The following is a 25,208-nucleotide window of genomic DNA, read 5'->3' as shown; positions in this document are numbered from 1 at the left end:
TTTTGTTTGAATTAAGTGTTATTTCAAAAGCTAATCAGTTCTTGTTTAATATTACTTCACAAAAATCCGATATTATAAATAGAGGATTTTATGAAAGGCTTACAGAGGCAAATTTTTTATTTTAGTTTGGGATTGAGTTTTTTTATTATGTTAACTTTTGTTCTCCTTAGCAGTCCTGTATTTTATAAGTACGAATTTTCTAAGGGAGATATTTTTCTTCAGCAAAGAACACATGTGTTAGCCAATTACATAGAGGGTTTTTTTTCTAAGTTTATCGTGATGATAGAATACCTGAGTAAAGATCCTAAGGTGATTAAGGCTTATAAACTTTCTGAAAAAGATAAAATTGAGGTATTAAAACATTTTTATACTTTTAATCAAATAGACCCTACCATTAAATATATCTATGCTGGGTATGAAGATGATTCTCTTTTGATATATAACTATGATACACCTGAGGGATACAAGTCAACTGAGAGGCCTTGGTATAAAGAGGCTGTAAGGTATTCTTCTAAGATTAGCGAGGGAGTGGTATATCAAGAGTTTGGGACTAAAGAATGGTTGGTAGCCTTAGGTAAGGCTCTGGTTGATGAAAACCACAAGATTGTAGGGGTTGTAGCCATAGATACCTCTTTAGAAAATTTATTAAAGGTTTTTAGAGAAAAAATAGGGATTTATGAGACAGCCTATAGCTTTGTGATTAAAAAGGATGGAACGGTTCTTATCCATCCAGATGAGAAACTTTTAGGTAAAAAGATGGAAAATCTACCTTTAAGAGAGTTTCTGTCTAATCCTGAAGGGAAGGTAGAGTTTGTTCAAGATGGTTTAACCAAGATAGCCTATTACAAAAGATTGGAAATTTTGAATTGGGTGCTTATAACGGTGGTAGACAAAGCCGAACTTTTGATGCCTGTTTTGGTTATCATAGGGATGTCTGTGATGATGATAGGTTCTATTGCTTTTAGTTTGGGGTGGTTTGTAAGTTATTGGCTGACTAAGCACATTACCTCACCGATTAACCTTCTTAAAGAAAATCTTTTAAGTATTTCTCAGGGGATTGAAATTCCCGAGGAGTTTAGAAACTATCCTAAAAATGAGATAGGTGTCATTGCTAAAGAGATAGAAAAACTTGCTTCAACCGAGCTTTTTAAGAGAAAAGTTGAGTTAGAAAAATTGACCGAGCGACTTAAGGTGTTTGCCGAAAGGGATTTTTTGACCCAACTTTTTAACCGGTTTAAGTTTATAGATGAACTTAAGAAGGAGATCAACCGTTATAATCGTTATCAGACCTCCTTTTCTGTTATACTTTTTGACCTCGATAATTTTAAAGTTATTAACGATACTTATGGGCATGATAGGGGAGATTATGTGTTAAAAGAGGTTTCCCGTTTGATAAAAGAAAACATCAGGCAAACCGATTTGCCAGCTCGATGGGGAGGAGAGGAGTTTGTAATCCTTTGTCCTAGGACTATTAAAGAAGAAGCTTTGGTTATAGCTGAAAGAATCAGACAGAGTATAGCGACCTACCCTTTTGAGGAAGTAGGGACACTTGTCAAGAGAATTGTGTCTCCTTATAAAATCTCTTTACAAACATTTGCCTCAATTCGTATAAAGCAGACTTAATTAAAGGAAGTGGTTTTTGCCATCTCGTTTTCTGAATCCGACTTACTGTTATGTATATCGCAACCTCTGCTGTCTTGATTGATTGAAAATATCCCCCTGTATTTACCCTTATCAGCTCTATCCTGCTATTTATATTCTCAACCACATTCGTCGTGTATATATACCTCCTCACCCCCTCAGGATATTTCTTATAAACAAAATAATGCTCCTTCTTTTTCAAAAGTCCCTTTATATAAGCTGGATACTTCTTCTCATAACTCTTACATAATTCCTCAAATCTATTTAAGGCCCTCTCATACTCCTCTATCCTCTTTATAATGCTTAACTCCTCATAAAATTTTTTAGCATCCTGCTTAGACATGTTCCTGTTGATGTTCCTTTGCATGTGTACAAAACAAAGCTGATGATCTGTCTCAGGAAAGAGGGCTTTTATGGCTTGAGTAAGGCCAGGAAAATCATCACTCACTATTACCATAACCCTCTTAACTCCCCTCTTTATCAAATCATTAAGTATCTGGAGCCAGTCCTCCTTCGTCTCTGAACCAAAATAAATGTAATAAGAAAGTAAATTTTTTCTTCCCTCCATATCTATCCCGATGATATTATAAATAACTGCTTTTCTGATTCTGTTGGCTTCGGTATCTTTTATCTGAGTATGATAAGCGTCTATAAACATAGCAAACAAATTTTCTGGCAATTCTTTGGTTTTTAATTCTTTGGCTTGGTTATACAATTCTTCTTTAATTTCTTCTATTTGTTCTGGGGAGTAGGGGAGTTTCATAGATTGCAAGAGGGCTTTGATTTTATTGGGGGAGTAGCTTTGGAGAACGAGGTTAAGGATAAAGTCCTGGAAGGATTCATCAGCTTTTTGCCATTCAGGAGGAAGAATAGCAGGTCTGAATTCAGATTTTCTATCTCTTGGGACAGAGATACCAAGGTTACCTAAGAAACAGGCAAGTTGTCTTTCATAGTAACCATTAGCTTTATTATCAATACTATCTCTAAGGAATATTTCTCTTTCTTTTTTCATGAGAGCGTTTAAGAGGAGTGCAGCAGCCATTTTGATACCCTCTTTTGATTCAATTTTTGAGATTTCACTTAAAACTTTTTCTAAATCTAAGTCTAAGTTTTCCATTTTACAGACCTCCTGGTTAGTTTAGTCTTTTAGGTTTTATGTTATCATTAATTTAAAAAATATTAAAAATTTTTATTATGCCTCTAAAATATTTTATTAAAAGACACAATTTATATTCTACTCCCGAAGTAGGAAAAGTTACCATAAGTGGTGGGGTGGTAGAATATCAGCAAGGTATGGAACTCTCAGCTCTCCTTAAAAAAGTAGACGAAAGGTTGTATCAGGCAAAAAGGTCTGGTAAAAATAAAATAGTCTTATGACACTTGTCAAGAGAATTGTGTCTCCTTATAAAATCTCTTTACAAACATTTGCCTCAATTCGTATAAAGCAGACTTAATTAAAGGAAGTGGTTTTTGCCATCTCGTTTTCTGAATCCGACTTACTGTTATGTATATCGCAACCTCTGCTGTCTTGATTGATTGAAAATATCCCCCTGTATTTACCCTTATCAGCTCTATCCTGCTATTTATATTCTCAACCACATTCGTCGTGTATATATACCTCCTCACCCCCTCAGGATATTTCTTATAAACAAAATAATGCTCCTTCTTTTTCAAAAGTCCCTTTATATAAGCTGGATACTTCTTCTCATAACTCTTACATAATTCCTCAAATCTATTTAAGGCCCTCTCATACTCCTCTATCCTCTTTATAATGCTTAACTCCTCATAAAATTTTTTAGCATCCTGCTTAGACATGTTCCTGTTGATGTTCCTTTGCATGTGTACAAAACAAAGCTGATGATCTGTCTCAGGAAAGAGGGCTTTTATGGCTTGAGTAAGGCCAGGAAAATCATCACTCACTATTACCATAACCCTCTTAACTCCCCTCTTTATCAAATCATTAAGTATCTGGAGCCAGTCCTCCTTCGTCTCTGAACCAAAATAAATGTAATAAGAAAGTAAATTTTTTCTTCCCTCCATATCTATCCCGATGATATTATAAATAACTGCTTTTCTGATTCTGTTGGCTTCGGTATCTTTTATCTGAGTATGATAAGCGTCTATAAACATAGCAAACAAATTTTCTGGCAATTCTTTGGTTTTTAATTCTTTGGCTTGGTTATACAATTCTTCTTTAATTTCTTCTATTTGTTCTGGGGAGTAGGGGAGTTTCATAGATTGCAAGAGGGCTTTGATTTTATTGGGGGAGTAGCTTTGGAGAACGAGGTTAAGGATAAAGTCCTGGAAGGATTCATCAGCTTTTTGCCATTCAGGAGGAAGAATAGCAGGTCTGAATTCAGATTTTCTATCTCTTGGGACAGAGATACCAAGGTTACCTAAGAAACAGGCAAGTTGTCTTTCATAGTAACCATTAGCTTTATTATCAATACTATCTCTAAGGAATATTTCTCTTTCTTTTTTCATGAGAGCGTTTAAGAGGAGTGCAGCAGCCATTTTGATACCCTCTTTTGATTCAATTTTTGAGATTTCACTTAAAACTTTTTCTAAATCTAAGTCTAAGTTTTCCATTTTACAGACCTCCTGGTTAGTTTAGTCTTTTAGGTTTTATGTTATCATTAATTTAAAAAATATTAAAAATTTTTATTATGCCTCTAAAATATTTTATTAAAAGACACAATTTATATTCTACTCCCTAGTCTTATAAAGCTTGATAAACTTTACAAGTCTATGTATACTTGAGAAAAAAATAGTCGTAACTTGCGAGAGGTTGGTATGACAGATTGGGCAAAGGAGTTCGAAGAGTATTTAAATAAGTCTTTTCAAGAGATCGCTATTGGAGAGGTAGTTAAAGGAAAGGTGGTTAAGATAGGGAAAGAATACGCGTTTGTGGATGTGGGGTTAAAAGGGGAGGCCCTTTTGCCTGTGGATGAGATAAAAGACGAAAAAGGGGGATTTCAGTTTAGTGAAGGAGAGGAAGGAGAATTTTTGGTGATAGGAAGAGCTCCCTTAGGTGGATACTTGCTTTCCTATCAAAAAATAAGAGAAAAGAAGGTTAAAGAAAGGATAAAAAATAGTTTTGAAAAAGGGCTTCCTGTGCAGATAAAAATAGTCTCTTTGATAAAAGGAGGATACACGGTTAAGGTTGAGGGCTTTGTTCCAGGATTTCTTCCCTTTTCCCAGGCCCATTTTAGAGAAAAACTTGATTCTCCTGAGGCTCTTATCGGAAAGGAGTTTGAGGCTTTGGTAGTTAAAATTGACAAAGAGAACCTGGTGGTTTCAAGAAGGGCTTTGCTTGAAAGAGAATATGAACTAAAGAAAAAAGAGGTTTTAGATAAGATAAAAGAAGGTGTGTTAGACGGAGAGGTTTTTAAGAGGGTAGAAGGAGGGTTTTTGGTAGATTTTGGTGGGGTGTTAAAGGGTTTTCTTCCTGACAAAGAACTTTCTTGGTTTAGGATAACAGACCCAGAGGGTTTTTTGAAAAGAGGGGATCAAATAAAGGTTAAGGTACTTTCCTTTGATCCTTCTAAGGAACAACTTAAGGTTAGTCTAAAAGCCTTAGAGCCTGACCCTTGGGAAGGGGTAGCCAATCGTTATCAAGAAGGTCAGCAGGTTAAGGGGAAGGTAGTAGGAATTTTTGATTTTGGGGCTTTTTTAGAGATAGAACCTGGAGTAGAAGGGTTGGTACCAAGAAGTGAGATAGGATGGAATAAAAACTTAAAACCTAAGGACATTTTAGATTTGGGAGATCTGGTAGAGGCTGTAATCCTCGAAATAAAACCTTCTGAAAGGAAAATGGTACTTAGTTTAAAGCGTCTTGAACCAAGTCCCTGGGAAAAGTTTGTAGAAGAGGTAGAGGTAGGTGCTGTAGTAAAAGGGAAAATAAAACAGGTATTGAATCATGGGTTGCTAGTTGAGGTAAGAGAGGGAGTTGAAGGTTTTATTCATGTGTCCAACCTTTCTTGGGAAAGGATAGAAAATTTAAAAGAGAAGTTTAGTCCTGGACAAGAAGTTATTGCCAAGGTTCTTGAGATAAATCCTGAAAAAAGAAAGCTTAGTTTAAGTGTTAAACACCTAACCCCAGACCCTTGGGAAAATTTTGTGGCTTCTCATAAGATAGGAGATGTGGTAGAAGGGGTGATAAAACGGATGGCCTCAACAGGGGTTATTGTTGAAGTTTTTCAAGGTATAGAAGGTTTTATTCCTTTTAAAGAACTTTCTGAAGAGTTTAAAGGAAAGAGTTCCTTTAAACTAGAAAAGATAGCTGAAAAATATAAAACAGGAGATCGGTTAAAAGGTAAAATAATGGTGTTAGACCCTGAAAACAAAAAACTTCATCTTTCTTGTTTGAAATATTTAGAAGACCTTGAAAAGCAAGAGTTAGAAACCTACAAAGAAGCCTTTCAAAAAGAAGGAACAGGGGTAAGGTTAGGGGATTTATTGGCTCAAAAATTAAAGAGAGCTTAAGGGGAGTTTTATGAGACGTCCTTGGTTGGTTTATGGACTGGCTTTTGTGGGTGGGTTGGTAGTTTTTTTGTTTGTGTTGAGTTTTATCCTTTCTTTTTTGATAAAGCTTAAGGATATAGATTTTGGGAAACCCCAGATAGGGGTTTTAGAAATAAAAGGGGTCATTGCAGATCCAGAGGAACTTCTTAGGGCTATAAAGTTTTTAAAAGAGAAGGAAAGTATAAGAGGGGTGGTGGTTCGTATAGACTCCCCAGGTGGTTCTGTAGGAGCTTCTCAAGAGATCTTTGAAGAGCTGAAAAAACTTAGGACCATAAAGCCTGTGGTAGTTTCTATGGGCAACATCGCAGCTTCTGGTGGTTTTTATGTGTCTCTTGGAGGCAACCAAACTTTTGCCCTTCCTGGGACCCTTACAGGAAGTATTGGGGTGGTGCTTCAGGTGCCTAACCTGGAAAAACTGTTAAAAAAGCTTGGGGTTGAGGCAGAGGTGATAAAAAGTGGAGAATATAAAGATACCGGGTCTTTTTACAGGCCATTAAGCCCTAAGGAAAAGGTTTATCTCCAGGAAAAAATAAAGGTTATTCACGAGCAGTTTATAAAAGCTATAGCCAAAGAACGAAAGCTTCCTGAGGCCAAGGTTAGAGAGTTAGCTGACGGAAGGATTTTTACCGGAGAAGAGGCTTTAAAGTTGGGTTTGATAGATAAACTTGGTGGGTTTTGGGATGCAGTAGAAGAGGTAAAAAGGCTGGCCCAAATAAAAGAAGCCAAACTGATTTATCTTCCTGAGAAAAAGGTTAGTTTTTGGAAGTTGTTAGAGGAGAAAGCCTCTGGATTAGCGGAGTCTTTTTATCTTAAACCCTGGTTTTTCCCTTATTAAAGGTGAAGACCATGAACCGAAGTGATCTGATAGAAAGTTTAAGCTTAAAGTTTTCAGATTTAGAATTGGAGAAAGAAGACTTAAAAATAATAGTTGAGCTTTTTTTTGAAACTTTAAAAGAAGAAATAAAAAAAGGTAATCGTATAGAGTTTAGGGATTTTGGAGTTTTTGAGCTAAAAAAAAATAAAGGACTTATTTTTAAAAATCCTAAAAACCAACAAAGCTATTATGTTAAAAATAAACTGAGGGTAATTTTTAAGCTGGGAAAAGAGTTTAAAGAAAGGTTAAACCTTCCTTTTTTTGCGGCTTTAGACCTGGGAACTCAAACCTTTAGAATTTGTTTAGGAAAGAAAATACAAGATCAGGTATATTTTTTGACAAGAAACCGAGAAAACGTAAGGCTTGGAGAAGGTTTGACTAACCAGGAAATTACAGAGGAAGCTTTTAAAAAGGGGATTGAGACCCTGAGAAATTTTAAAGATTTGATGGAAACCTATGAGGTAAAAGATTATAGGGCTGTAGGTACGGCAATTTTTAGAAAAGCTAAGAATGCTCAGGAGTTTTTAACGGAAGCTAAGAAAATAGGTATAGCCATAGAGGTGATTTCTCCAGAGGAAGAGGTTTTACTTTCTTTAAAAGGGGTGCTGTATGGATTACAATCTCAAGGGTTGGTTGACAAGAAATTCTTGGTGGTAGACATAGGGGGAGGTTCTACGGAGTTTGTTTTAAGTGAAAAAGGAACGCCTAAATGGATTAAAAGTTTAGACATAGGGGCGGTTTGGTTAAAGGACCTTTTTCAACTAAGGTATCCGGTAAATTCTAAGGTTTTTAAGTCTATCATGGAATATCTTTCGGATAAATTGGTTGATTTACCTAAGGAAGAGGTAGATTACGTAATTTTTACCGGAGGGACTGCGAGTCTTTTAGGGGCTCTGGATTTAAAGCTAAAGATCTATTCTCCTTATTCGTTAAACGGTCATAAAATTTCTAAAGATCGCATAGAAATAATAGTCAAAAAATTAGCTAATTCTGACCTTGAGAGGATTTCCAAGATAAAAGGGATGGAAAAAGGAAGGGAAGACATCGCCCTTCCAGGGGCTCTTATTTGCTGGTCTGTGTTAGAATATTTTAAGAAGGATTTTCTTATCTTAAGTGTATATGGAATTTTAGAGGGCGCTTTACTTTCTTTAATAGAGAGGTATAATTAGTAAAAATTTTTATCTCCTAAAAGGGGTTCGGGTGTATGTTAGATATCTTATACGAAGCCTATACCTTTGATGACCTGCTTTTAGTACCTGAATATTCAGAAGTTTTACCTAAGGATGTAGACGTTTCTACCTACATTACTTCAAAAATAAAGCTAAATATCCCTCTTATTTCTGCGGCGATGGATACGGTTACTGAAAGTCGAATGGCAATAAGTATGGCTCGAGAGGGTGGCTTAGGGGTTATTCATCGTAACATGAGCCTTGATGAACAGGTAAGAGAAGTGGAAAAGGTGAAAAAATCAGAGAGCGGGATGATTTATGATCCTGTAACTGTTTCTCCGGATACTCCGATAAAAGAAGTTCTCAAACTGATGGAAGAGTTTAAGATTTCCGGTATTCCTGTGGTTGAAGGCCCGAGAAAAAAACTGGTAGGGATTATCACCAACAGGGATTTAAGGTTTGAAACCAACTTTGAGCGCCCGGTTAGAGAGTTGATGACAAAGGAAAATTTAGTTACTGCTAAACCAGGCATCAGCTTAGAAGAGGCGATTAAGATCTTACACGAGCATAGGATCGAAAAGCTTCTTATCGTAGATGATGATTTTTGTCTTAAGGGATTGATTACCATAAAAGATATAGAAAAACTTAAGAAATATCCTAATGCCTGTAAAGATGAACTTGGAAGGTTGAGGGTTGGAGCAGCTATAGGGGTTGGGGCTAATAGGTTAGAGCAAGCAGAAAGATTACTTAAGGCTGGAGCAGACGTTTTGTTTATAGATTCAGCTCATGGACATTCTAAGAATGTGATAGAGACCATAAAGGAAATAAAGTATCATTTCCCTGATTGTCAGTTGATAGCAGGTAATGTGGCTACTGCTGAAGGGGCTGAGGCTTTGATAAAGGCTGGGGCAGACGGAATAAAGGTAGGGATAGGGCCTGGTTCTATCTGTACTACCAGGATTGTAGCTGGAGTAGGGATCCCTCAACTTACTGCAATTCACAACTGTGCGGTAGTAGCAGAAAAATATGGTATACCTGTGATAGCTGATGGAGGTATTAGATTTTCAGGAGACATTGTTAAAGCGTTGGCTGCAGGTGCTCATGCAGTAATGATAGGAAATCTTTTTGCCGGAACAGAAGAAGCCCCAGGAGAAACAATTCTTTATGAAGGTAGAACTTATAAGGTCTACAGGGGAATGGGTTCTCTTTCTGCTATGGCTAAAAGAGGTGGAAGTGAACGTTATGGACAAGAAGGGGAAGATCTTTCTAAGCTTGTACCTGAAGGAATAGAAGGTAAGGTGCCTTATCGTGGTCCTGTTGCCAACATGATTTATCAATTAGTAGGTGGTATTCGTTCAGGTATGGGATACTGTGGATGTAGAACCATCGAAGAACTCAGGAAAAAGGCTAAATTTGTTAAGATAACCCCTGCAGGTTATAGAGAAAGCCATGTACACGATGTAACGATATTAAGAGAAGCTCCAAATTACTGGATAGGTAAATAGGTTTTTAATGCATTAAGAGAGGCAAACGATGCCTTTATATGAATGGGAGGGAAGGTCGGTTACCGGAGAGATAAGAAAGGGGGTTTTAGAAGCTGCCAATCCTCAACTGGTAGAGGTTTACCTAAGACGTCTCAACCTTACTCCGATAAAAATCACCGAAAAAAAACAAACTTCCCTTAGATTTTTTAAACTTAAATCCGTTTCTGATAAGGAATTAGCGGGGTTTACCAGACAGTTTGCAGTTGTCTTAGAGGCAGGACTCCCAATAGTAAAATGTCTTGAAATTTTGGCTGAACAGCAAAGAAATAGGTATTTTAAAGAGGTTATAAGAGATATTAAATATAAAGTAGAAACAGGAGTTGCCTTAAGTGAGGCAATGGCTCACTATCCTAAGATTTTTAACAATCTTTACATTCAGATGATAAGGTCTGGAGAATCAAGCGGTAATTTAGACATGATTTTAAATCGTCTGGCTGATTATATAGAAAAGATAGTGGGGATAAAAAGTAAAGTTAAACATGCAATGATTTATCCTTCTGTGGTGGTGGCAGTGACCATAATAGTGATCTCTGTTATCATGCTTTTTGTTATTCCTAAGTTTGCAGAGATTTATGAAAGTGCAGGCCAAGCTTTACCATGGCCTACTCAGATAGTTATTAACATCAGTAAAAACTTCGGGAAAATACTGATTTTTTTAATCCTTTTAGGAATAGGTTTAAGCTTGGGTATAAAAGTTTATAGGAGATCCGAGCAAGGAAGATATGTTACCGATAAGTTTTTATTAAAACTACCGTTATTAGGAGAGTTATTTTTGAAAGCGGCAGTTGCGAGAACTGCAAGAACTTTAGCTAACCTGGTAGGGGGTGGGGTTCAGCTGCTTCCTGCTCTTACGATAGCTGGTGAAACTTCAGGTAATAAAATTATAGAAAAGGCTATGGAAGAGGTAAGGATTAACGTTTCTGCAGGTCAGTCTATCGCAGACCCGATGATGGCAACCGGAGTTTTTCCTTTTTTTATGGTAGAAATGGTAAGGGTAGGCGAAATGTCGGGAAAACTTGAAGAAATGCTTAATAAAGTGGCAGGATTTTTTGAAGAAGAGGTAGATAGGATGGTAAATACCCTTTCTACCTTGATAGAGCCTATTTTGATCGTAATCTTAGGTGTGATAGTAGGTGGTATTTTGGTAGCCCTTTATCTACCTATCTTTAAGCTTGGTGAAGTTATCGGTGGAATGCGGTAGTAGTTGTGTTAAGGGAGAAATATGTTCAGAGTTTATAAATCAGAAAATGGCATATTATTACCGGCTGAGTCTATTATTCCTCATACCTGGATCTGTCTTTTTAATCCTTTAGAAGAGGAGATGTCTTATTTAGAGAAAAAGTGTCATATTTTTCCGGAGTTTCTTAGATATCCTCTTGATGAAGAGGAAAGGCCAAGGATTGAAAAAGAGGAACAACAGGTTCTTATCATCTTACGGGTACCAGACATTATTTCCAAAGGAATTTTTGTAAGGTATGAAACCATACCTATAGGGATCATCTTGACAGACGATTATATCATCACAGTTTGTCTTAAAGACCATCCTATTTTTGAAGACTTTATCACCTTTGCCAATAAAAGTAAGACGTTTGACCTTAGAAATCCTGTGAATTTTTTGCTTAATTTTATGTTAAGTGCTACCTCTTTGTACATTAAACTTTTGAGAAACATAGACAAGGCCCTTGAAGAATATGAGGAGGAAATTTTTAAGGCTATAGAAAACGAAGAAATTATCAAGATGCTTAGCATAGAAAAAACTTTAACCTATTTTAACACCTCTCTGCAAGGCAACGATACAGTGCTTACTAAGATACAGAGCGGAAGATATGTAAGGTTAACTGAAGAAGACCAGGAGGTTTTAGAAGACCTTCAAATAGAAACCAGACAAGCTATAGAGATGACTAAAGTCTTTTTAAACATCGTTTCTGGTACGATGGATGCCTATGCTTCTATCATAAACAACAACCTTAACCTTATCATGAAGTTTTTAGCCAGTATGGCTATCATCATTTCCATTCCTACTACCATCTACAGCATGTATGGAATGAATATACCCCTTCCTTTCCAAGAGCTTCCACCTTTTAAAGGTACCTCTTATGCCTTTCTGTTTGTGAATTTAATAACTCTTTTTATCATGTTTCTGTTATTTCTTTTTTTTAGAAAAAAGCGTTATCTCTAATAATATTATTTTGGATAAGGGAGATCAACCATGCAAATTGATACTCTTACCTTAGAAACTGAGAAAATCACGGTTAGAGACAAGACATTTAAAATAATAAGACCAGCCAAACTTGAAGAAATTTTTGAGGGTGATCCCTTTTTAGAGGTAGAGAAGTTTCCTCTTTGGTTTAAGGTATGGGAAGCAAGCTTAGTGTTGGCAGATTATGTGGCAGGGTTAAGTCCCTCTAAAAAAATTTTGGAGCTTGGGGCTGGGCTTGGGGTGGTTAGCCTGGTAGCTGCAGGTTTCGGGCATGAGGTGTTAGCCACAGATTATGATGAAGTCCCTTTAAAATTTTTAGAACTTTCTGCTAAAGAAAATGGCCTTTCTATAAGAACTCAGGTGTTAGACTGGAGAACAGTAAACCTTAAAGAAAAATTTGATGTGATATTAGGAGCTGAGATAGTTTTTCGAAAAAGCCTTTTTGACCCTCTTTTAGAACTTTTTAAAAATCTACTGGTAGACCAAGGGGAGGTAATTCTTGCTCATAGCGGCGATAGAAAAAGACTGTTAGTACCTTTTCTGTATAAAGCTCAAGAACATTTTGAGGTGTTAACCAGCATAAGAAAACTAAAAGAAAAAGAAGGTACCCAGGAGGTTATCCTAAATAAGCTTGTTTTTAAAAAGAATTAATGAAGGTTTCTCAGGCCTTTAGTCAAGGAAGAACACTTCTTTCTCAGATTGAAGACCCTGAGTATGCTACTTGGGAAGTTCTGTTAATCCTTTCTCATATTTTAAAGGTAAAACCTCTTTCAGTGTATCTTTATTTTGATGAGGAGATTTCAGAGGAAAAATTCTGGGAGATTCTCGAAGAGAGGTTAAAACGAAAGCCTTTAGCTTATATCCTTAAAGAGGCCTATTTTTGGGGTAGAAAATTTAAGGTAGAAGAGGGGGTGCTGATTCCACGGCAAGATACTGAAACTTTAGTTGAGGCTTTTCTTGATTTAAATATAGAACAAGGATGGGTTTTAGAGTTAGGGGTAGGGTCAGGGGTGATAGTGATTACCTTACTTTTAGAAAAGTCAGGACTAAAAGGTGTAGGGGTAGATATAAATCCCAAGGCTCTTGCCTTAACTGATAAAAACGCTCGGTTCTACCAGGTAGAAGAAAGGTTGTTTTTGTTAAGAGGAGATGGCTTAACTCCTTTTAAAAAATCTGGTTATTTTAATGTGATTTTTTCTAACCCGCCCTATCTCAGTTTAGAAGAATGGGAAAACCTGGAAGAGGAAGTCCGTGTTTTTGAACCTAAGGAGGCTTTGGTTGCAGGTCCAAAAGGAACAGAGTTTCACGAAAGGTTGATGCAAGAGGCTCCTTATTACCTAAAAAGGGGAGGTTTTTTAATTTTAGAAATAGGCTATAATCAGGGAGAAAAAGTTAGAGAGTTGGCTAAAAAACATAACTGGGAAGCTAAGTTTTATCGTGACTTAAGAGGATATGAGAGGGTAGTGGTGTTATGGAAAGAGTAAGCGAAAGAAGGTATGTGATAAAAGGTGGATACCCTTTAAAAGGGGTGGTAGAGGTTAGCGGAGCTAAAAATGCTGCCTTGCCTGCGATTGCTGCTACTTTGCTTGCACCAGGAGAGTATCGGTTAAAGAGGGTTCCTAAGGTAAGGGATGTTTTTTGCATGCTAAAGATTTTAGAGTTTTTAGGGGCTACCTGGTCTTTTGAAAAGGACGCACTTATAATAAATACCTCAGGTATAAACAAAACTTCAGTTCCTTATGAACTGGCTACTCAAATAAGGGCTTCGGTGTTGTTTTTGGGAGCCCTTTTAGGGGCTAAAGGAGAGGCTGAGGTCCCTCTTCCAGGAGGATGTGCTATCGGTAAAAGGCCGATAGACCTGCATTTAAAAGGAATGGAAAAATTAGGGGCAGAGATCTCTTTGTATCATGGAAACCTGAGGGTAAAGGCTTTAAACCTAAAGGGATGCGAGATAGTGCTTGATTTTCCCTCAGTAACTGCTACAGAAAATTTACTTATGGCAGCTTCTGTAGCAGAAGGAGAGACGGTTATTAAAAATGCAGCTAAAGAGCCAGAGGTTGTTTTTTTAGCTGAGGTTTTAAAAAGTATGGGAGCCCATATAAAAGGGGAGGGAGAGGATACCATATATGTGAAAGGTAAAAAAAAGTTAAAACCTGCACACATAGAAATTATCCCCGACCGGATAGAGGCTGGTACGTTTTTAGTCTTAGGAGGGCTTTTAGAAGAAAACGAGTTAGAGATAAAAAACGTAAACCTATCTTACTTAGAGGTTCCTGTTTCTAAGCTTCGAGAAATAGGGGTTTATGTAGAAAAAACAGGTAAAAGGTCTTGCTTGGTTAAAAGGGAGAAAAGTTTAAAGGCTACCAAAATAGTTACCGCCCCTTATCCTGGCTTCCCTACAGATTTGCAGCCTATTTTTACGGTGTTGTTAACCCAGGCTCAAGGCATGTCTTTGGTGGTAGAGAACCTTTTTGAAAACCGGTTTTTATACGTTTTTGAGTTAAACAGGATGGGAGCAAACATTAAGTTAGAGGACAGGACTGCGATTGTTAATGGTGTGACCCCTCTTTTTGGCTCCCCGGTAAAAGCAACAGACCTAAGAGCTGGGGCCGCTTTAGTTTTAGCAGGCCTTTGTGCTGAAAACACAACCACCGTGTATAACGTAGAGCTAATAGAGAGAGGGTATGAAAACTTTGTAGAAAAATTACAAGGATTAGGTGCAAAAATAGAAGTTGAAACCTTATGAATGTAATAACTTTGGATCAAATTTTAAATCAAAACCCTGCTGTGACCTTACTGAAAAGGGCTCTATCTACAGACCGTTTATCCCATGCCTATCTTTTTACCGGTCCTAAGGGAGTAGGAAAAGAAACTACAGCTTATGCCTTTGTTTTTCATCTTTTTTGTCAAAAAGACCCCCTTTCTCCCTGTGGAGTTTGTGTAGCCTGTAAGAAGATATCCAAGGAAACTCATCCTGATGTTTTGAAAATTAGTCCTGAAAAAAAAGAGATAAAAATAGACCAGATAAGGGAGATCATCAATTTTTTGAGATACCGTCCTATAGAGGCAAAGTATAAGGTGATTTTAATTCAGAATGCGGAAAGGATGAACCTTGAGGCAGCCAATGCTCTTCTAAAATCCTTAGAAGAACCTCCTTCTTATGGAATCTTTATTCTTATTACAGAAAATTTTACTCAGCTTTTACCGACGGTGGTTTCAAGGTCGCAAGTGGTCAGGTTTCATCCTTTACCCAAAACGACAGTTTATAGAGTTTTAACCGAACGGTATGGATTTGAAAAACAAGTTTCTCAGACATTAGCAGAGATTTCTCAAGGTAGCTTAGGAAGAGCGTTAACCATTGCAGAAAAAGGTTTTTTGGAAGAGCTTAACAGTTTTGTAAAGGCAGGGTTTTCTAACAGCCCATACCTAAGGTTTAGGGTAGCAGAAAGGTTTGCCAGCTTCAACTACCAAGATTTAGAAGTGATATTTTATTTGGTCTTAGTTTGGATATGGAGGTCTTATCTAAAAAGATTAATCGACTATCCTTATCCAGAAGCTTTTCCAGAAGAGATTTATCCTAAAGAGCCCTATCCAGCTTTTTCCTTAATTCAAGAAACCTTACAAGCCTTAGACCGATACCTTAACCCAGAACTGGTGTTCTACAGGTTGTTTTTAAAAATGTTTGATTAAAACTTAACTTCCAAAGATGCTTGGTGGTGCATAAGGATGGGTGCCTTCTACCACCTCTACTCCGGCTTTTTCTTTGATGGCAGCAATTAGGTCGTCTTTTCTTTTGCAGAACTTCATGATACAGGTGCCTACATGTACAGCGTCTACCTTTTCGTTGAGGGCGTTTAATTGAATTTTTAAGAGCAATAAGCTACAGATTACCCTATTTTTGTTTCCTTCACAACCTCCACAGTCTACGATACCTACAATATGAGCACCCTCCTCTTGATATCTTGCAAACTCTCCTTCTTTTCTACTTAAAGCTACAAAACATTTGGCATCCCCTGGACACAGGTTTTGTTCAGAGATCATCTTACATTTTACTAAAACGATGTTTTTCATAGTCGCCCCCCTCCTTTATCATAAAAGCTAAAGTATATTGTTGATTAACATTATAAATATTATAAAATAAGATTTTAATTTTGTCAAATTTTTTAAGGTTTTTCTTCTAATTGTTCCATCGGTCTAAAAGCTTTTTTGCTTGCTCCACAGATTGGGCATTTCCAGTCTTCAGGCAGTTTCTCAAAAGGTGTACCTGGAGGGATTTTACCCTTTCGGTCCCCTTTAGAGGGATTGTAGATATAACCACAATTTGAAGTAGAACATACCCAACATCCTTCAAAGTTGTTCATAGTTTTTTCTCCTGTATAGGTTTGATTTTACTACTTAGAATAAATTATAAATTAAATATTTTTCTTTTAAAGTAATAAGAGGAAAGGTTAACTTTACAAAACCAGAAAATATGTTATATTTTATACAAAAGGTATGTGGAACAATTCCGGGGTCGTCTAACTGGCAGGACATGGGACTTTGGCTCCCAGAATCGTGGTTCGAATCCACGCCCCGGAATTTTTTAAATTTTTTTTTGGAGGAGTGGCCGAGAGGTCGAAGGCGCTCGCCTGCTAAGCGAGTGTACGGGCTAAAACCCGTACCGCGGGTTCGAATCCCGCCTCCTCCGTTTCTGGGGAGGAAAATTCTTTATATAAATTCTCTGCCGGCGTAGCTCAATCGGCAGAGCATGGGATTTGTAATCCCAGGGTTGAGGGTTCAAGTCCCTCCGCCGGCTTTTAACTTTTTAGTTTTTCAGATTTCTATAATAGTTTTTTATTTCCTGCCACTTATCCCAGATTTGCCCAGACCTTACAAGTTCTTTGGCCTTTTCTACACCTGATCTTATGTCTATTGCTTTTTCACAAAGATAAAGTGCTGCCCCTAAATTTAAAAGAAACATGTCTTTTACAGGACCTTCAAGCTGATTTTTAAAGAGTTTTTCTAATATTTCAAGGCTATGTTGTGGACTTTTAACCTGTAATTCTTCTAAGTTCTCACATCTTTCAAAACCCAGATCTTCGGGGTCTAAAAAGTAGGTGGTAATCCTTTCGTCTCTTAGTTCTGAAATCTTGGTTGAACCGGTGATGGTAACCTCGTCAAACCCTTCTTCTCCAAAGACCACAAGTGCTCGTTTTACCTTTAAGGCGTCAAGCACATAAGCTATTTTTTCGGTCATCACGTAACTGTAAACCCCCATCAGCTGATGGGTGGGAGAGGCAGGGTTTAAGAGCGGTCCTAAAAGGTTAAAGATGGTTCTACCAAGTTTTTGGCGGATGGGGATGACTTTTTTAAAGGCTGGGTGGTATAAGGGAGCAAACAGGAAAGTAAATTTCAGGTCTGTTAAAGCTTGGGCTGAGGCTTCAGGGGATAGGTCAAGGGGAATCCCTGAGGCCTCAAGAAGGTCAGCACTTCCTGATTGACTGGAAACAGAGCGGTTCCCATGCTTGGCTACATACACTCCCTCTACCGAGGAAAGGGCGATGGCTACAGCCGTAGAAAAGTTAAAACTATTTTTAGCATCCCCTCCTGTTCCACAGGTGTCTACCAAAATGGCTCCTTCAGGGGGATTAAACGGAAGTTTAGTCATCACTTCTCTATAAGCTAAAGCCGCTCCGGTAATCTCTTGCCAGGTTTCTCCCTTTTGTCTTAAGAGTTCTAAAAAAAGTTCTACCTCTTCGGGAGAGAAGTCGTCTGTAGCTAACGATTTAAAGATATGATAAGCCTCTTCTTGGGTAAGATGTTGATTTTGTTTAAGTTTTATAATCCCTTCTTTAAGGGTCATTTTATCCTCCTAAATCCATCTTATCTATCAGAAGGCTTGGACTACCCACACTTCCATAAAAACGAAGGTCTTGGCCTACAGCCACCACTTTTTTAAACATCTCAAAAATGTTTCCTGAAAGAGCCATCTCACTTAAAACCTTAACCGGCTCTCCGTTTTTATAATAAACCCCAGAAACCCCTACCGAAAACTCACCAGAGATGGGGTCTGCTGTATGACTTCCCAAAAGTTCTAACACCTCAAATACCTCAGAAGAAAATCTAAGTAGCTCTTCTTTAGTATAAGGTCCTCCTTTCAAGTAAAGGTTGGTTGAACTTACTTTAGGACTACTTTTAAAATCATTCCTTCGTGCATTTCCTGAGGTAAAGTGCCCCAATCCAAGATTTTCAGCCTGTTTTTTCCAGTAGGTATCAAAAAGATAACCTTTTATTACTCCCCTTTCTAAAAGGGTTTTTGTGGTTTGTGGGGCACCTTCGTCGTCAAAAGGTCGGCTTTCGATAAGCCCTTCGGTTAACCCGTCATCTATCAGGGTAAGGTTTTCAGAAAAGAACTTATCTCCTAACTTATCTTTTAGAAAAGATCTGCCTTTTATAACTTCTTCTCCTAAAAAGGAGAACTCCAAGACCTCTAACAGGTCTACAGCCATAAAAGGGGGGAAAAGCACCGGAATTTTTAGGTTAACTCCCTTGTGGCTTTGACTTAAGAGTGAACCTCGAACACAGGCCTCTTTTACCCTTTGTTTTATTTCTTTCTTGTCTAACCTCCTTCCTTCATACCATTCATAAGAAGAGGCTTCTTTTTCTCTATTCCCTGCTATTACTGAAATTAAAAAAGTATAAAAAGGTTCTTCCCAGACAAGTAAAATCCCTTTTCTTAAAAGGGCGATTTTATGTTTCCCCCAGGAAAGTTTGATTTTTTCTACTTTTTTGATTCGGTCAAAGCTTAAGGCTGTTTCTTCAAGCTCCTCTAAAAAGGCTTTAAAGTCCTCATCTGGGATCGAAACTTTAGGAGAAAACACCTTAGAAGGAACCTCTTCTGGAAAAGAAGCAGGCATTCCTTTGTCTGAAAGGACTTTGGCTTTATTTACCGCAAGCTCAACGTTAGTTTCATCTAAAGAGGTGGTATAAGAAAGCCCAGCTCTTCCGTTTGGATTTAAATATCTAACCGTAAGGCTTTCGTCTCGGTATTCCTCTTCTAAGAAGATTTTTCCCTCTTTTTTTTCTAAGGATTTACCTTTTTCTTTTTCTATCCAAAACTCAAGACCGGGATCCTTATCAACAAATTTTATAAGGGCCTCTATATCCATGGTCTTCTTACAGATTAGATAAAATTTGTTTTCCTGCAAAGATTGAAGCATCCCCTAAGTATTCTTCGATCCTTAAAAGCTGGTTAAACTTTGCCACTCTTTCTCCTCTGGCAGGAGCACCAGTCTTAATAAGACCGGTGTTAAGAGCTACCGCAAGGTCTGCGATAAAGGTATCTTCTGTTTCTCCTGACCTGTGAGATATCATACAATTCCATTTATGTTTGTAGGCAAGTTCAACTGCCTCTATGGTTTCTGTAAGGGTTCCTATCTGATTAAGTTTTATAAGAACCGCGTTAGCCATCTTGTTTTCTATACCCCATTTTATCTTTTTAGGGTTGGTCACAAAGATGTCGTCTCCTACTATTTGAACTTTATTCCCTATTCTTTGGGTAATTAATTTAAATCCTTCTGGGTCTTCTTCAGATAAAGGATCTTCGATCGATATGATAGGATAGTTGTTTACCAATCTTTCATAATATTCTACCATTTCTTCTGTAGACAGTTTTTTGTCGATACCTTTTAGGAAGTAAACCCCGTCTTGATAAAGCTCAGAGGCAGCCACATCCATCGCTAAGGCTACATCTTCTCCTGGGGTATACCCGGCTTTTTCTATAGCTTTTATGAGATATTCCAATGCTTCTTCAGGGAGTCTTATCTGAGGGGCAAAACCTCCTTCATCTCCGATGGAGGTGCTTAAACCTTCCTGTTTAAGGATACTTTTTAAGGCATGGTAAACCTCAGCGCCCATCCTTAAAGCTTCGGCAAAGGATTTTGCTCCCCAGGGAGCTATCATGAACTCCTGAAAATCTAACGGGTTGTCTGCATGAACCCCTCCGTTTATGACGTTCATAAAAGGTACAGGTAAGGTGCGGGCTCTTATCCCTCCGATATAAGCAAAAAGAGGCATTCCTAATTCCTCTGCAGTAGCCCTGGCACAGGCTAAAGAAACCCCTAAGATAGCGTTAGCCCCTAAGTTAGATTTGTTTTCTGTTCCATCAAGTTCACAAAGCAGTTTGTCTATTTCTGTTTGCCTTCCTGAGTCTAATCCTTCTAACTGAGGGGCGATGATTTCGTTTACGTTGAAAACCGCCTTTTGCACACCTTTCCCAAAAAATCTTTCTTTCTCTCCATCTCTAAGCTCAAGAGCTTCATACTTTCCCGTAGAAGCCCCAGAGGGAACGGCAGCCCTTCCATAAAAACCACTGTCTAACCATACTTCTACCTCTAAAGTGGGATTACCTCTGGAATCAAGAATTTCTCTTGCTCTTATGGTTGCTATTTTACCCATGAAGGCCCTCCTAATGTTTTTTGTCCAAGAAAGCTTTAATTTCTTCCCAGTAAACAGGTTTTGTCCCTACTTTACCTACTACGATGCCTGCGGCTATGTTAGCCAGTTCTAAGGCTTTTTCTAACGGGACTCCTGCGGCATAAAAAGCGGTTAAAGAGGAAATCATCGTATCTCCTGCCCCAGACACATCATAAACTTCTTTAGCCTGGGCAGGAAGATGGAGCCCACCCTTTTCTGGCTGTACCAGAAATACCCCATCTTTACCTAAGGTGATCACCAAAAAGTCTAACCCAAACTTTTGTATCAAGGCCCTCCCAGATTGTTCCAAGTCGTTTGTAGAAAGGTTTTCTTTAAGGGCTGTTTCTTTAAATTCCTTAAGGTTAGGAGTGATAGTTGTGGCCTTTTGGTATTTCTCCCAGTTGATACTCTTTGGGTCAACCAAAACCGCTTTACCTGCTTTTCTGGCTTCTTCTATCAGCTCCTTACAAAAATTTTCTTCCTTTAGAACACCTTTGGCATAATCTGAGAGGATCACCGCATCTGTCTCTGGTAAAACCTTTTGATAGGTAGCTTTTAAAACTTCCATAGTTTCCTGGTCTAAAGGGTCTCTTTTTTCAAAATCGACCCTTAGAAGCTGTTGCGACTGGGCTATAATTCTCGTTTTAACAGTGGTAGGTCTTTTAGGGTCTTCAACTATCCCTTGAATTCCTATCCCTTGTTTTACAGCTAACTCTTTTAAGGTTTCTCCCTTATCGTCCTTTCCTACTACCCCCATCAGCTCTACCTGAACTTTAAGTCCTCTTAAGTTAGCAGCAACGTTAGCTGCACCTCCTAAGGTATAATAAGTAGAACTCAGGTCGAAAACAGGTACCGGGGCTTCCGGAGAGATACGGTTTACTTCACCTAAAAAGTAACAGTCTAAGATCAGGTCCCCTACCACGATAACCTTAACCTTTTCAAGCCTCTTTTCCAAGTGTTTTATAAACTTTTTGTTAAAGATTTGTTCTCTTTTCATGGCTTAAACAAGTTTTATCCTTGTTTTCCCTTTTGAGGTTTCTCGGTAGATTTTTCAGAGGGGGTTTTAATTAGAGGCAATCCTGCTTTTTCTCTTATTTTATTTTCTATCTCTAAGGCAAGTTGTTTGTTTTCTTTAAGTAGTTTTCTTACGTTTTCTTTGCCTTGCCCAAGTCTTTCTCCCTGATAAGAGAACCAGGAACCGCTTTTTTCGATTACTTCCATCTCTACCCCAAGGTCAACCAGCTCAGCCTCCTTAGAGATACCTTCTCCAAAATAGATGTCAAATTCCACCTCTTTAAAAGGAGGGGCCAATTTGTTTTTTACCACTTTTACTTTTACCCTGTGTCCTAATGGTTCTTGTCCTTCTTTTATGGAGGCGATTTTCTTTATCTCAAGTCTTAACGAAGCAAAAAACTTAAGGGCCATACCTCCAGGGGTGGTTTCTGGGGGACCTCCGTAGCTGAAAGTCCCTATCTTCATTCTAGTTTGGTTAATAAAAACTACAGCGGTGTTGCTTTTAGAGATGGCAGAGGTAAGTTTTCTCATGGCTTTAGACATAAGACGAGCCTGCAGCCCCACTTGTTGGTCCTCCATTTCGCCTTCTATCTCAGCCTTAGGTACAAGGGCTGCAACTGAGTCTATCACTATGATATCTACCGCCCCACTTCTTGCTAATACCTCTGCTATCTCTAAGGCTTGCTCTCCTGTGTCTGGTTGGGACACAAGAAGGTCTTCGATGTTAACTCCTAATTTTTGGGCGTAGTTTAGGTCTAAGGCATGCTCAGCGTCGATAAAAGCAGCTACTCCCCCCTGTTTTTGAGCCTCAGCTACCATGTGAAGGGCTAAGGTAGTTTTACCTGAAGCCTCAGCCCCGTAGATCTCTGTTATCCTTCCTCTGGGGATGCCTCCTATACCTGTAGCAATATCAAGACTGAGGGACCCGGTAGGAATTACAGAAACTTCTATTTTTTTAGCCCCCTCTCCGAGTCTCATGATAGAACCTTTACCAAACATCTTTTCTATTTGAGAAATAGCAGCCTCTACGGCTTTTTTCTTTTCTAAAACATCCATAAAAATAACCTCCCAGTTATTTGCTTTTTTTATCATACCATAAAAATTTTTTTTAAAAAAGATATGAATTTTAGCCTCAAAATCTTCAAAATTTTAAACTTTAAAATTAAAATCTTTCTCATGGAGTTTTATCAAAAAACCGCAGAAGAGATTTTAGAAGTTTTAAACACCGGTCCAACAGGTCTTTCAGAAAGAGAGGCTACCCAAAGGCTTGCGATTTATGGAAAAAACGTTTTGGAAAAGAAAAAGAAAAGATCTCCTTTAAATTTATTTTTGAGTCAGTTTAAAGATTTTCTTGTTTTTATCCTTGTTGGAGCTGCCCTTATTTCTGGTTTTTTAGGAGAGTGGATTGATGCGGTTACTATAACCGTCATTCTTTTAATAAACAGTCTTATTGGGTTTATACAGGCCTACAGAGCAGAAAAGGCAATGGAAGCCCTTTCAAAGATGCTTTCTCTTTATGCAGTAGTTATAAGAGACGGGAAGATTAAAAAAATCCCGGCTGAGGAACTTGTTCCAGGGGATATAGTTTTGATCGAGGCAGGAGAGGTTATCCCAGCAGACTTAAGGCTTTTAGAGGCCTATCAACTTAAGGTTGACGAATCTTTACTTACCGGTGAATCTGTTCCTGTTTCAAAACAGGTTGAACCAATTTCAGGAGAAAAATTGCCTGTATCTGAACAGAAAAACATGGTTTTTAAAGGAACTTTTGTCACCAACGGAAGGGGAAAGGGAGTGGTAGTTGCCACAGGAATGAATACTGAGCTTGGAAAAATTGCAAAAATGGTCCAACAGGAAGACACTAAGACCCCGCTTCAGAAAAGGCTTACTGATTTTGGAAAAAAACTTGGTGTAGCCATTCTTTTTATTTGTTTGCTTATTTTTATTCTTGGGGTTTTAAGGGATGAAGAACCCTTAAGGATGATTCTTACCTCGGTTGCTTTGGCTGTGGCTGCTGTTCCTGAGGCCTTGCCAGCAGTGGTGACCATCACCCTTGCTCTTGGTGCCAAAAAAATGGTTGCTCTAAATGCTCTTGTAAGAAATTTGCCTGCAGTAGAAACCTTAGGTTCGGTAACCTTTATCTGTACAGATAAAACCGGCACTTTAACCCAAAATAAAATGACAGTAAGAGAGGTTTTTTCGTTTGAAAAACAGACCAACTATCTTTTTTTATGTATGGCTTTAAATAACGATATCAGGCTTACAGAGGAAGGTAACCCTACCGGAGACCCTACAGAGATTGCCCTTTATGAATATGCGAAAGAGAACCATTTTGAAAAAGTCGAGCTTCAGAAAAAATTCCCTCGTGTGTTTGAAATTCCGTTTGACCCAAAAAGAAAGGCTATGACCACGGTTCATAAAAAAGAAAATGGATATATTGTTTTTACCAAAGGCAGTTTAGAAACCATCCTTGAAAAGTCAGCTTTTATTCTGCTTGAGGACAAGATAGTTCCTCTTACAGAAGAAATAAAGAAAGAGATCTCTGACAAGGCTTTAGAGTTTGCTAAAAAAGGTATGAGAGTGTTAGCCTTTTCATATAAGGAAATCCCTGAGTTTTTTGAAACCGAAACTATGGAAAGCAAGCTTATTTTTCTTGGATTTTGTGGAATGATTGATCCACCGAGAAAGGAAGTAAAGGAGGCTATAGCTCTCTGTAAGTCTGCAGGAATAAAGGTGGTGATGATCACAGGAGACCACCCTGTAACTGCCTGGGCTATCGCTAAGGACCTTTCAATCGTTGAAAAAGATGATCCTTTAGATAGTGCGCTGATTACAGGGAAAGAATTAGAGGAGATGTCTTTAGAAGATTTTGAAAAAAGGGTAGAGAAGATAAAGGTTTATGCAAGGACTTCTCCTGAACAAAAGTTAAAGATTGTAAAGGCATTGCAGGACAAAGGGCAGTTTGTGGCCATGACAGGAGATGGAGTAAACGATGCCCCAGCCTTGAAAAAGGCAGACATAGGGGTTGCCATGGGAAGTGGCACAGAAGTAGCTAAAGAGGCAAGTGATTTGATACTTCTTGATGATAACTTTGCCACCATTACCCAAGCGGTAAAAGAGGGAAGAAGGATCTATGATAACATAAGAAAGTTTGTAAAATACACCATGACCAGCAACTCTGGAGAAATCTGGACAGTAGCCTTAGCTCCCTTTTTAGGTCTTCCTTTACCTCTTTTACCGGTTCATATACTTTGGATAAACCTGATTACAGATGGCCTTCCAGGGATCGCTTTATCAGGAGAAAGAGAGGAAAAAGACATAATGCAAAGACCTCCCAGGCATCCTAAAGAAAGCCTTTTTGCCCATGGACTTGGAATCCATATTGTTTGGGTGGGATGGTTGATGGGAATAGTTTGTCTTTTCATTCAGGGGTTAGCCATAAAATACAACCTTCACTGGCAAACCATGGTGTTTTCTGTCTTGTGCTTAAGTCAGTTGGGACATGCTCTTGCGATAAGGTCTGAAAAGGAGTCTATTTTTAAGATAGGGTTGTTTTCTAATAAGCCGCTTTTTTATACCATAGTTTTTAGCGTGGTTTTACAACTAGGTATCATCTACTGTCCGCTCTTTAATAAACTTTTCCACACCCAACCCCTGTCCTTAAGAGAGTTAATCATTACCTTTGCAGCATCATCTATAGTGTTTATAGCTGTAGAAATAGAAAAGCTTATAAAAAGGCGATATAAAGGGATCAGTACCAAATTTAAGGCTTAAACCATTTAAAATTTTTT

22 protein-coding genes and 3 tRNA genes are annotated in these 25,208 nt (G+C 38.2%); 16 read left to right on the top strand and 9 right to left on the bottom strand.

What is annotated here, in order from left to right; translation table 11 throughout:
* Positions 1-90 precede the first annotated feature (90 nt).
* Positions 91-1,623, top strand: a complete 1,533-nt coding sequence (locus tag HL41_RS06440; protein ID WP_051754552.1) for a sensor domain-containing diguanylate cyclase — start codon at positions 91-93, stop codon at positions 1,621-1,623.
* Here the strand turns inward: HL41_RS06440 and HL41_RS06435 are convergent.
* On the bottom strand, positions 1,553-2,758 hold the full coding sequence (locus HL41_RS06435; RefSeq protein ID WP_038549575.1) for an IS256 family transposase: 1,206 nt from the start codon (positions 2,756-2,758) through the stop codon (positions 1,553-1,555). The genes HL41_RS06440 and HL41_RS06435 overlap by 71 nt on opposite strands.
* A gap of 77 nt (positions 2,759-2,835) precedes the next feature.
* Between HL41_RS06435 and HL41_RS06430 the strand changes: the two genes are divergently transcribed.
* The gene (locus tag HL41_RS06430; protein WP_038549729.1) at positions 2,836-3,018 is read left to right on the top strand and encodes a GGDEF domain-containing protein; all 183 of its coding nucleotides are present in this window, start codon (positions 2,836-2,838) and stop codon (positions 3,016-3,018) included.
* Between the two features lie 6 nt (positions 3,019-3,024).
* Here HL41_RS06430 and HL41_RS06425 read toward each other — a convergent pair whose 3' ends face one another.
* A complete protein-coding gene (locus tag HL41_RS06425; RefSeq protein WP_038549575.1) occupies positions 3,025-4,230 on the bottom strand; it encodes an IS256 family transposase in 1,206 nt (401 codons plus the stop codon).
* A gap of 204 nt (positions 4,231-4,434) precedes the next feature.
* On the opposite strand from HL41_RS06425, the gene HL41_RS06420 reads away from it, so the two are divergent.
* The 10 genes from HL41_RS06420 to holB are packed head-to-tail and all read left to right on the top strand — an operon-like array spanning position 4,435 to position 15,642.
* Positions 4,435-6,126, top strand: coding sequence for a S1 RNA-binding domain-containing protein (locus tag HL41_RS06420; protein WP_038062694.1), 1,692 nt, complete (start codon positions 4,435-4,437; stop codon positions 6,124-6,126).
* A 10-nt stretch (positions 6,127-6,136) separates the two neighbouring features.
* Positions 6,137-7,000, top strand: a complete 864-nt coding sequence (sppA, locus tag HL41_RS06415) for a signal peptide peptidase SppA (protein ID WP_038062691.1) — start codon at positions 6,137-6,139, stop codon at positions 6,998-7,000.
* Positions 7,001-7,011: 11 nt separating this feature from the next.
* Positions 7,012-8,208, top strand: coding sequence for a Ppx/GppA phosphatase family protein (locus HL41_RS06410; RefSeq protein ID WP_038062689.1), 1,197 nt, complete (start codon positions 7,012-7,014; stop codon positions 8,206-8,208).
* A 35-nt stretch (positions 8,209-8,243) separates the two neighbouring features.
* On the top strand, positions 8,244-9,713 hold the full coding sequence (gene guaB, locus HL41_RS06405; RefSeq protein ID WP_038062686.1) for an IMP dehydrogenase: 1,470 nt from the start codon (positions 8,244-8,246) through the stop codon (positions 9,711-9,713).
* A gap of 28 nt (positions 9,714-9,741) precedes the next feature.
* Positions 9,742-10,953 (top strand): type II secretion system F family protein, encoded by a 1,212-nt coding sequence (locus HL41_RS06400; protein WP_038062683.1) that lies wholly within the window; start codon positions 9,742-9,744, stop codon positions 10,951-10,953.
* Positions 10,954-10,974: 21 nt separating this feature from the next.
* Positions 10,975-11,931: a magnesium transporter CorA family protein gene (locus tag HL41_RS06395; RefSeq protein WP_038062682.1), complete on the top strand. Its 957-nt coding sequence runs from the start codon at positions 10,975-10,977 to the stop codon at positions 11,929-11,931.
* Between the two features lie 30 nt (positions 11,932-11,961).
* Positions 11,962-12,603: a class I SAM-dependent methyltransferase gene (locus HL41_RS06390; protein WP_051754551.1), complete on the top strand. Its 642-nt coding sequence runs from the start codon at positions 11,962-11,964 to the stop codon at positions 12,601-12,603.
* The gene (gene prmC, locus HL41_RS06385; RefSeq protein ID WP_051754550.1) at positions 12,603-13,436 is read left to right on the top strand and encodes a peptide chain release factor N(5)-glutamine methyltransferase; all 834 of its coding nucleotides are present in this window, start codon (positions 12,603-12,605) and stop codon (positions 13,434-13,436) included. Before HL41_RS06390 ends, prmC begins: the two co-directional genes overlap by 1 nt.
* Positions 13,424-14,698 carry a UDP-N-acetylglucosamine 1-carboxyvinyltransferase gene (gene murA, locus HL41_RS06380; protein WP_038062681.1) on the top strand — a complete coding sequence of 425 codons (1,275 nt, stop codon included), beginning with the start codon at positions 13,424-13,426 and terminating at the stop codon, positions 14,696-14,698. Before prmC ends, murA begins: the two co-directional genes overlap by 13 nt.
* Positions 14,695-15,642, top strand: coding sequence for a DNA polymerase III subunit delta' (gene holB / locus HL41_RS06375; RefSeq protein ID WP_051754549.1), 948 nt, complete (start codon positions 14,695-14,697; stop codon positions 15,640-15,642). The genes murA and holB overlap by 4 nt, the downstream gene beginning before the upstream one ends.
* Positions 15,643-15,645: 3 nt before the next feature.
* On the opposite strand, the gene HL41_RS06370 is transcribed toward holB, so the two are convergent.
* On the bottom strand, positions 15,646-16,023 hold the full coding sequence (locus HL41_RS06370) for a CGGC domain-containing protein (RefSeq protein WP_038062679.1): 378 nt from the start codon (positions 16,021-16,023) through the stop codon (positions 15,646-15,648).
* A gap of 92 nt (positions 16,024-16,115) precedes the next feature.
* Positions 16,116-16,313 carry a rubredoxin gene (locus HL41_RS06365; protein WP_022855202.1) on the bottom strand — a complete coding sequence of 66 codons (198 nt, stop codon included), beginning with the start codon at positions 16,311-16,313 and terminating at the stop codon, positions 16,116-16,118.
* A 145-nt stretch (positions 16,314-16,458) separates the two neighbouring features.
* On the opposite strand from HL41_RS06365, the gene HL41_RS06360 reads away from it, so the two are divergent.
* The 3 genes from HL41_RS06360 (at position 16,459) to HL41_RS06350 (ending at position 16,747) form a co-directional block, all read left to right on the top strand.
* Positions 16,459-16,530: transfer RNA gene (locus HL41_RS06360), tRNA-Gln, on the top strand.
* Positions 16,531-16,548: 18 nt separating this feature from the next.
* Positions 16,549-16,639, top strand: a tRNA-Ser gene (locus HL41_RS06355).
* 35 nt (positions 16,640-16,674) lie between these two features.
* Positions 16,675-16,747: transfer RNA gene (locus HL41_RS06350), tRNA-Thr, on the top strand.
* Between the two features lie 9 nt (positions 16,748-16,756).
* Here HL41_RS06350 and trpD read toward each other — a convergent pair.
* From trpD to recA, 5 genes are read right to left on the bottom strand one after another with little or no spacing between them, the layout of a single operon-like run.
* On the bottom strand, positions 16,757-17,794 hold the full coding sequence (gene trpD / locus HL41_RS06345; protein ID WP_038062677.1) for an anthranilate phosphoribosyltransferase: 1,038 nt from the start codon (positions 17,792-17,794) through the stop codon (positions 16,757-16,759).
* Position 17,795: 1 nt separating this feature from the next.
* Entirely contained in the window at positions 17,796-19,100 is a 1,305-nt protein-coding gene (locus HL41_RS09115; protein WP_158506232.1) for a TldD/PmbA family protein, read from the bottom strand.
* Positions 19,101-19,107: 7 nt separating this feature from the next.
* Positions 19,108-20,388 carry a phosphopyruvate hydratase gene (gene eno, locus HL41_RS06335; protein ID WP_038062675.1) on the bottom strand — a complete coding sequence of 427 codons (1,281 nt, stop codon included), beginning with the start codon at positions 20,386-20,388 and terminating at the stop codon, positions 19,108-19,110.
* A gap of 10 nt (positions 20,389-20,398) precedes the next feature.
* Positions 20,399-21,403 (bottom strand): D-glycero-beta-D-manno-heptose-7-phosphate kinase, encoded by a 1,005-nt coding sequence (gene rfaE1 / locus HL41_RS06330; RefSeq protein WP_051754547.1) that lies wholly within the window; start codon positions 21,401-21,403, stop codon positions 20,399-20,401.
* Between the two features lie 14 nt (positions 21,404-21,417).
* Positions 21,418-22,476 (bottom strand): recombinase RecA, encoded by a 1,059-nt coding sequence (gene recA, locus HL41_RS06325; protein WP_038062672.1) that lies wholly within the window; start codon positions 22,474-22,476, stop codon positions 21,418-21,420.
* Positions 22,477-22,596: 120 nt separating this feature from the next.
* Here recA and HL41_RS06320 point away from each other — a divergent pair, with 120 nt between their 5' ends.
* Positions 22,597-25,191 carry a calcium-translocating P-type ATPase, PMCA-type gene (locus tag HL41_RS06320; protein ID WP_081856536.1) on the top strand — a complete coding sequence of 865 codons (2,595 nt, stop codon included), beginning with the start codon at positions 22,597-22,599 and terminating at the stop codon, positions 25,189-25,191.
* Positions 25,192-25,208 lie beyond the last annotated feature (17 nt).

The sequence above is a fragment of the Thermodesulfobacterium commune DSM 2178 genome (assembly GCF_000734015.1).
GTDB lineage: Bacteria > Desulfobacterota > Thermodesulfobacteria > Thermodesulfobacteriales > Thermodesulfobacteriaceae > Thermodesulfobacterium > Thermodesulfobacterium commune.
This window is presented reverse-complemented; position numbering and strand designations above follow the sequence as displayed.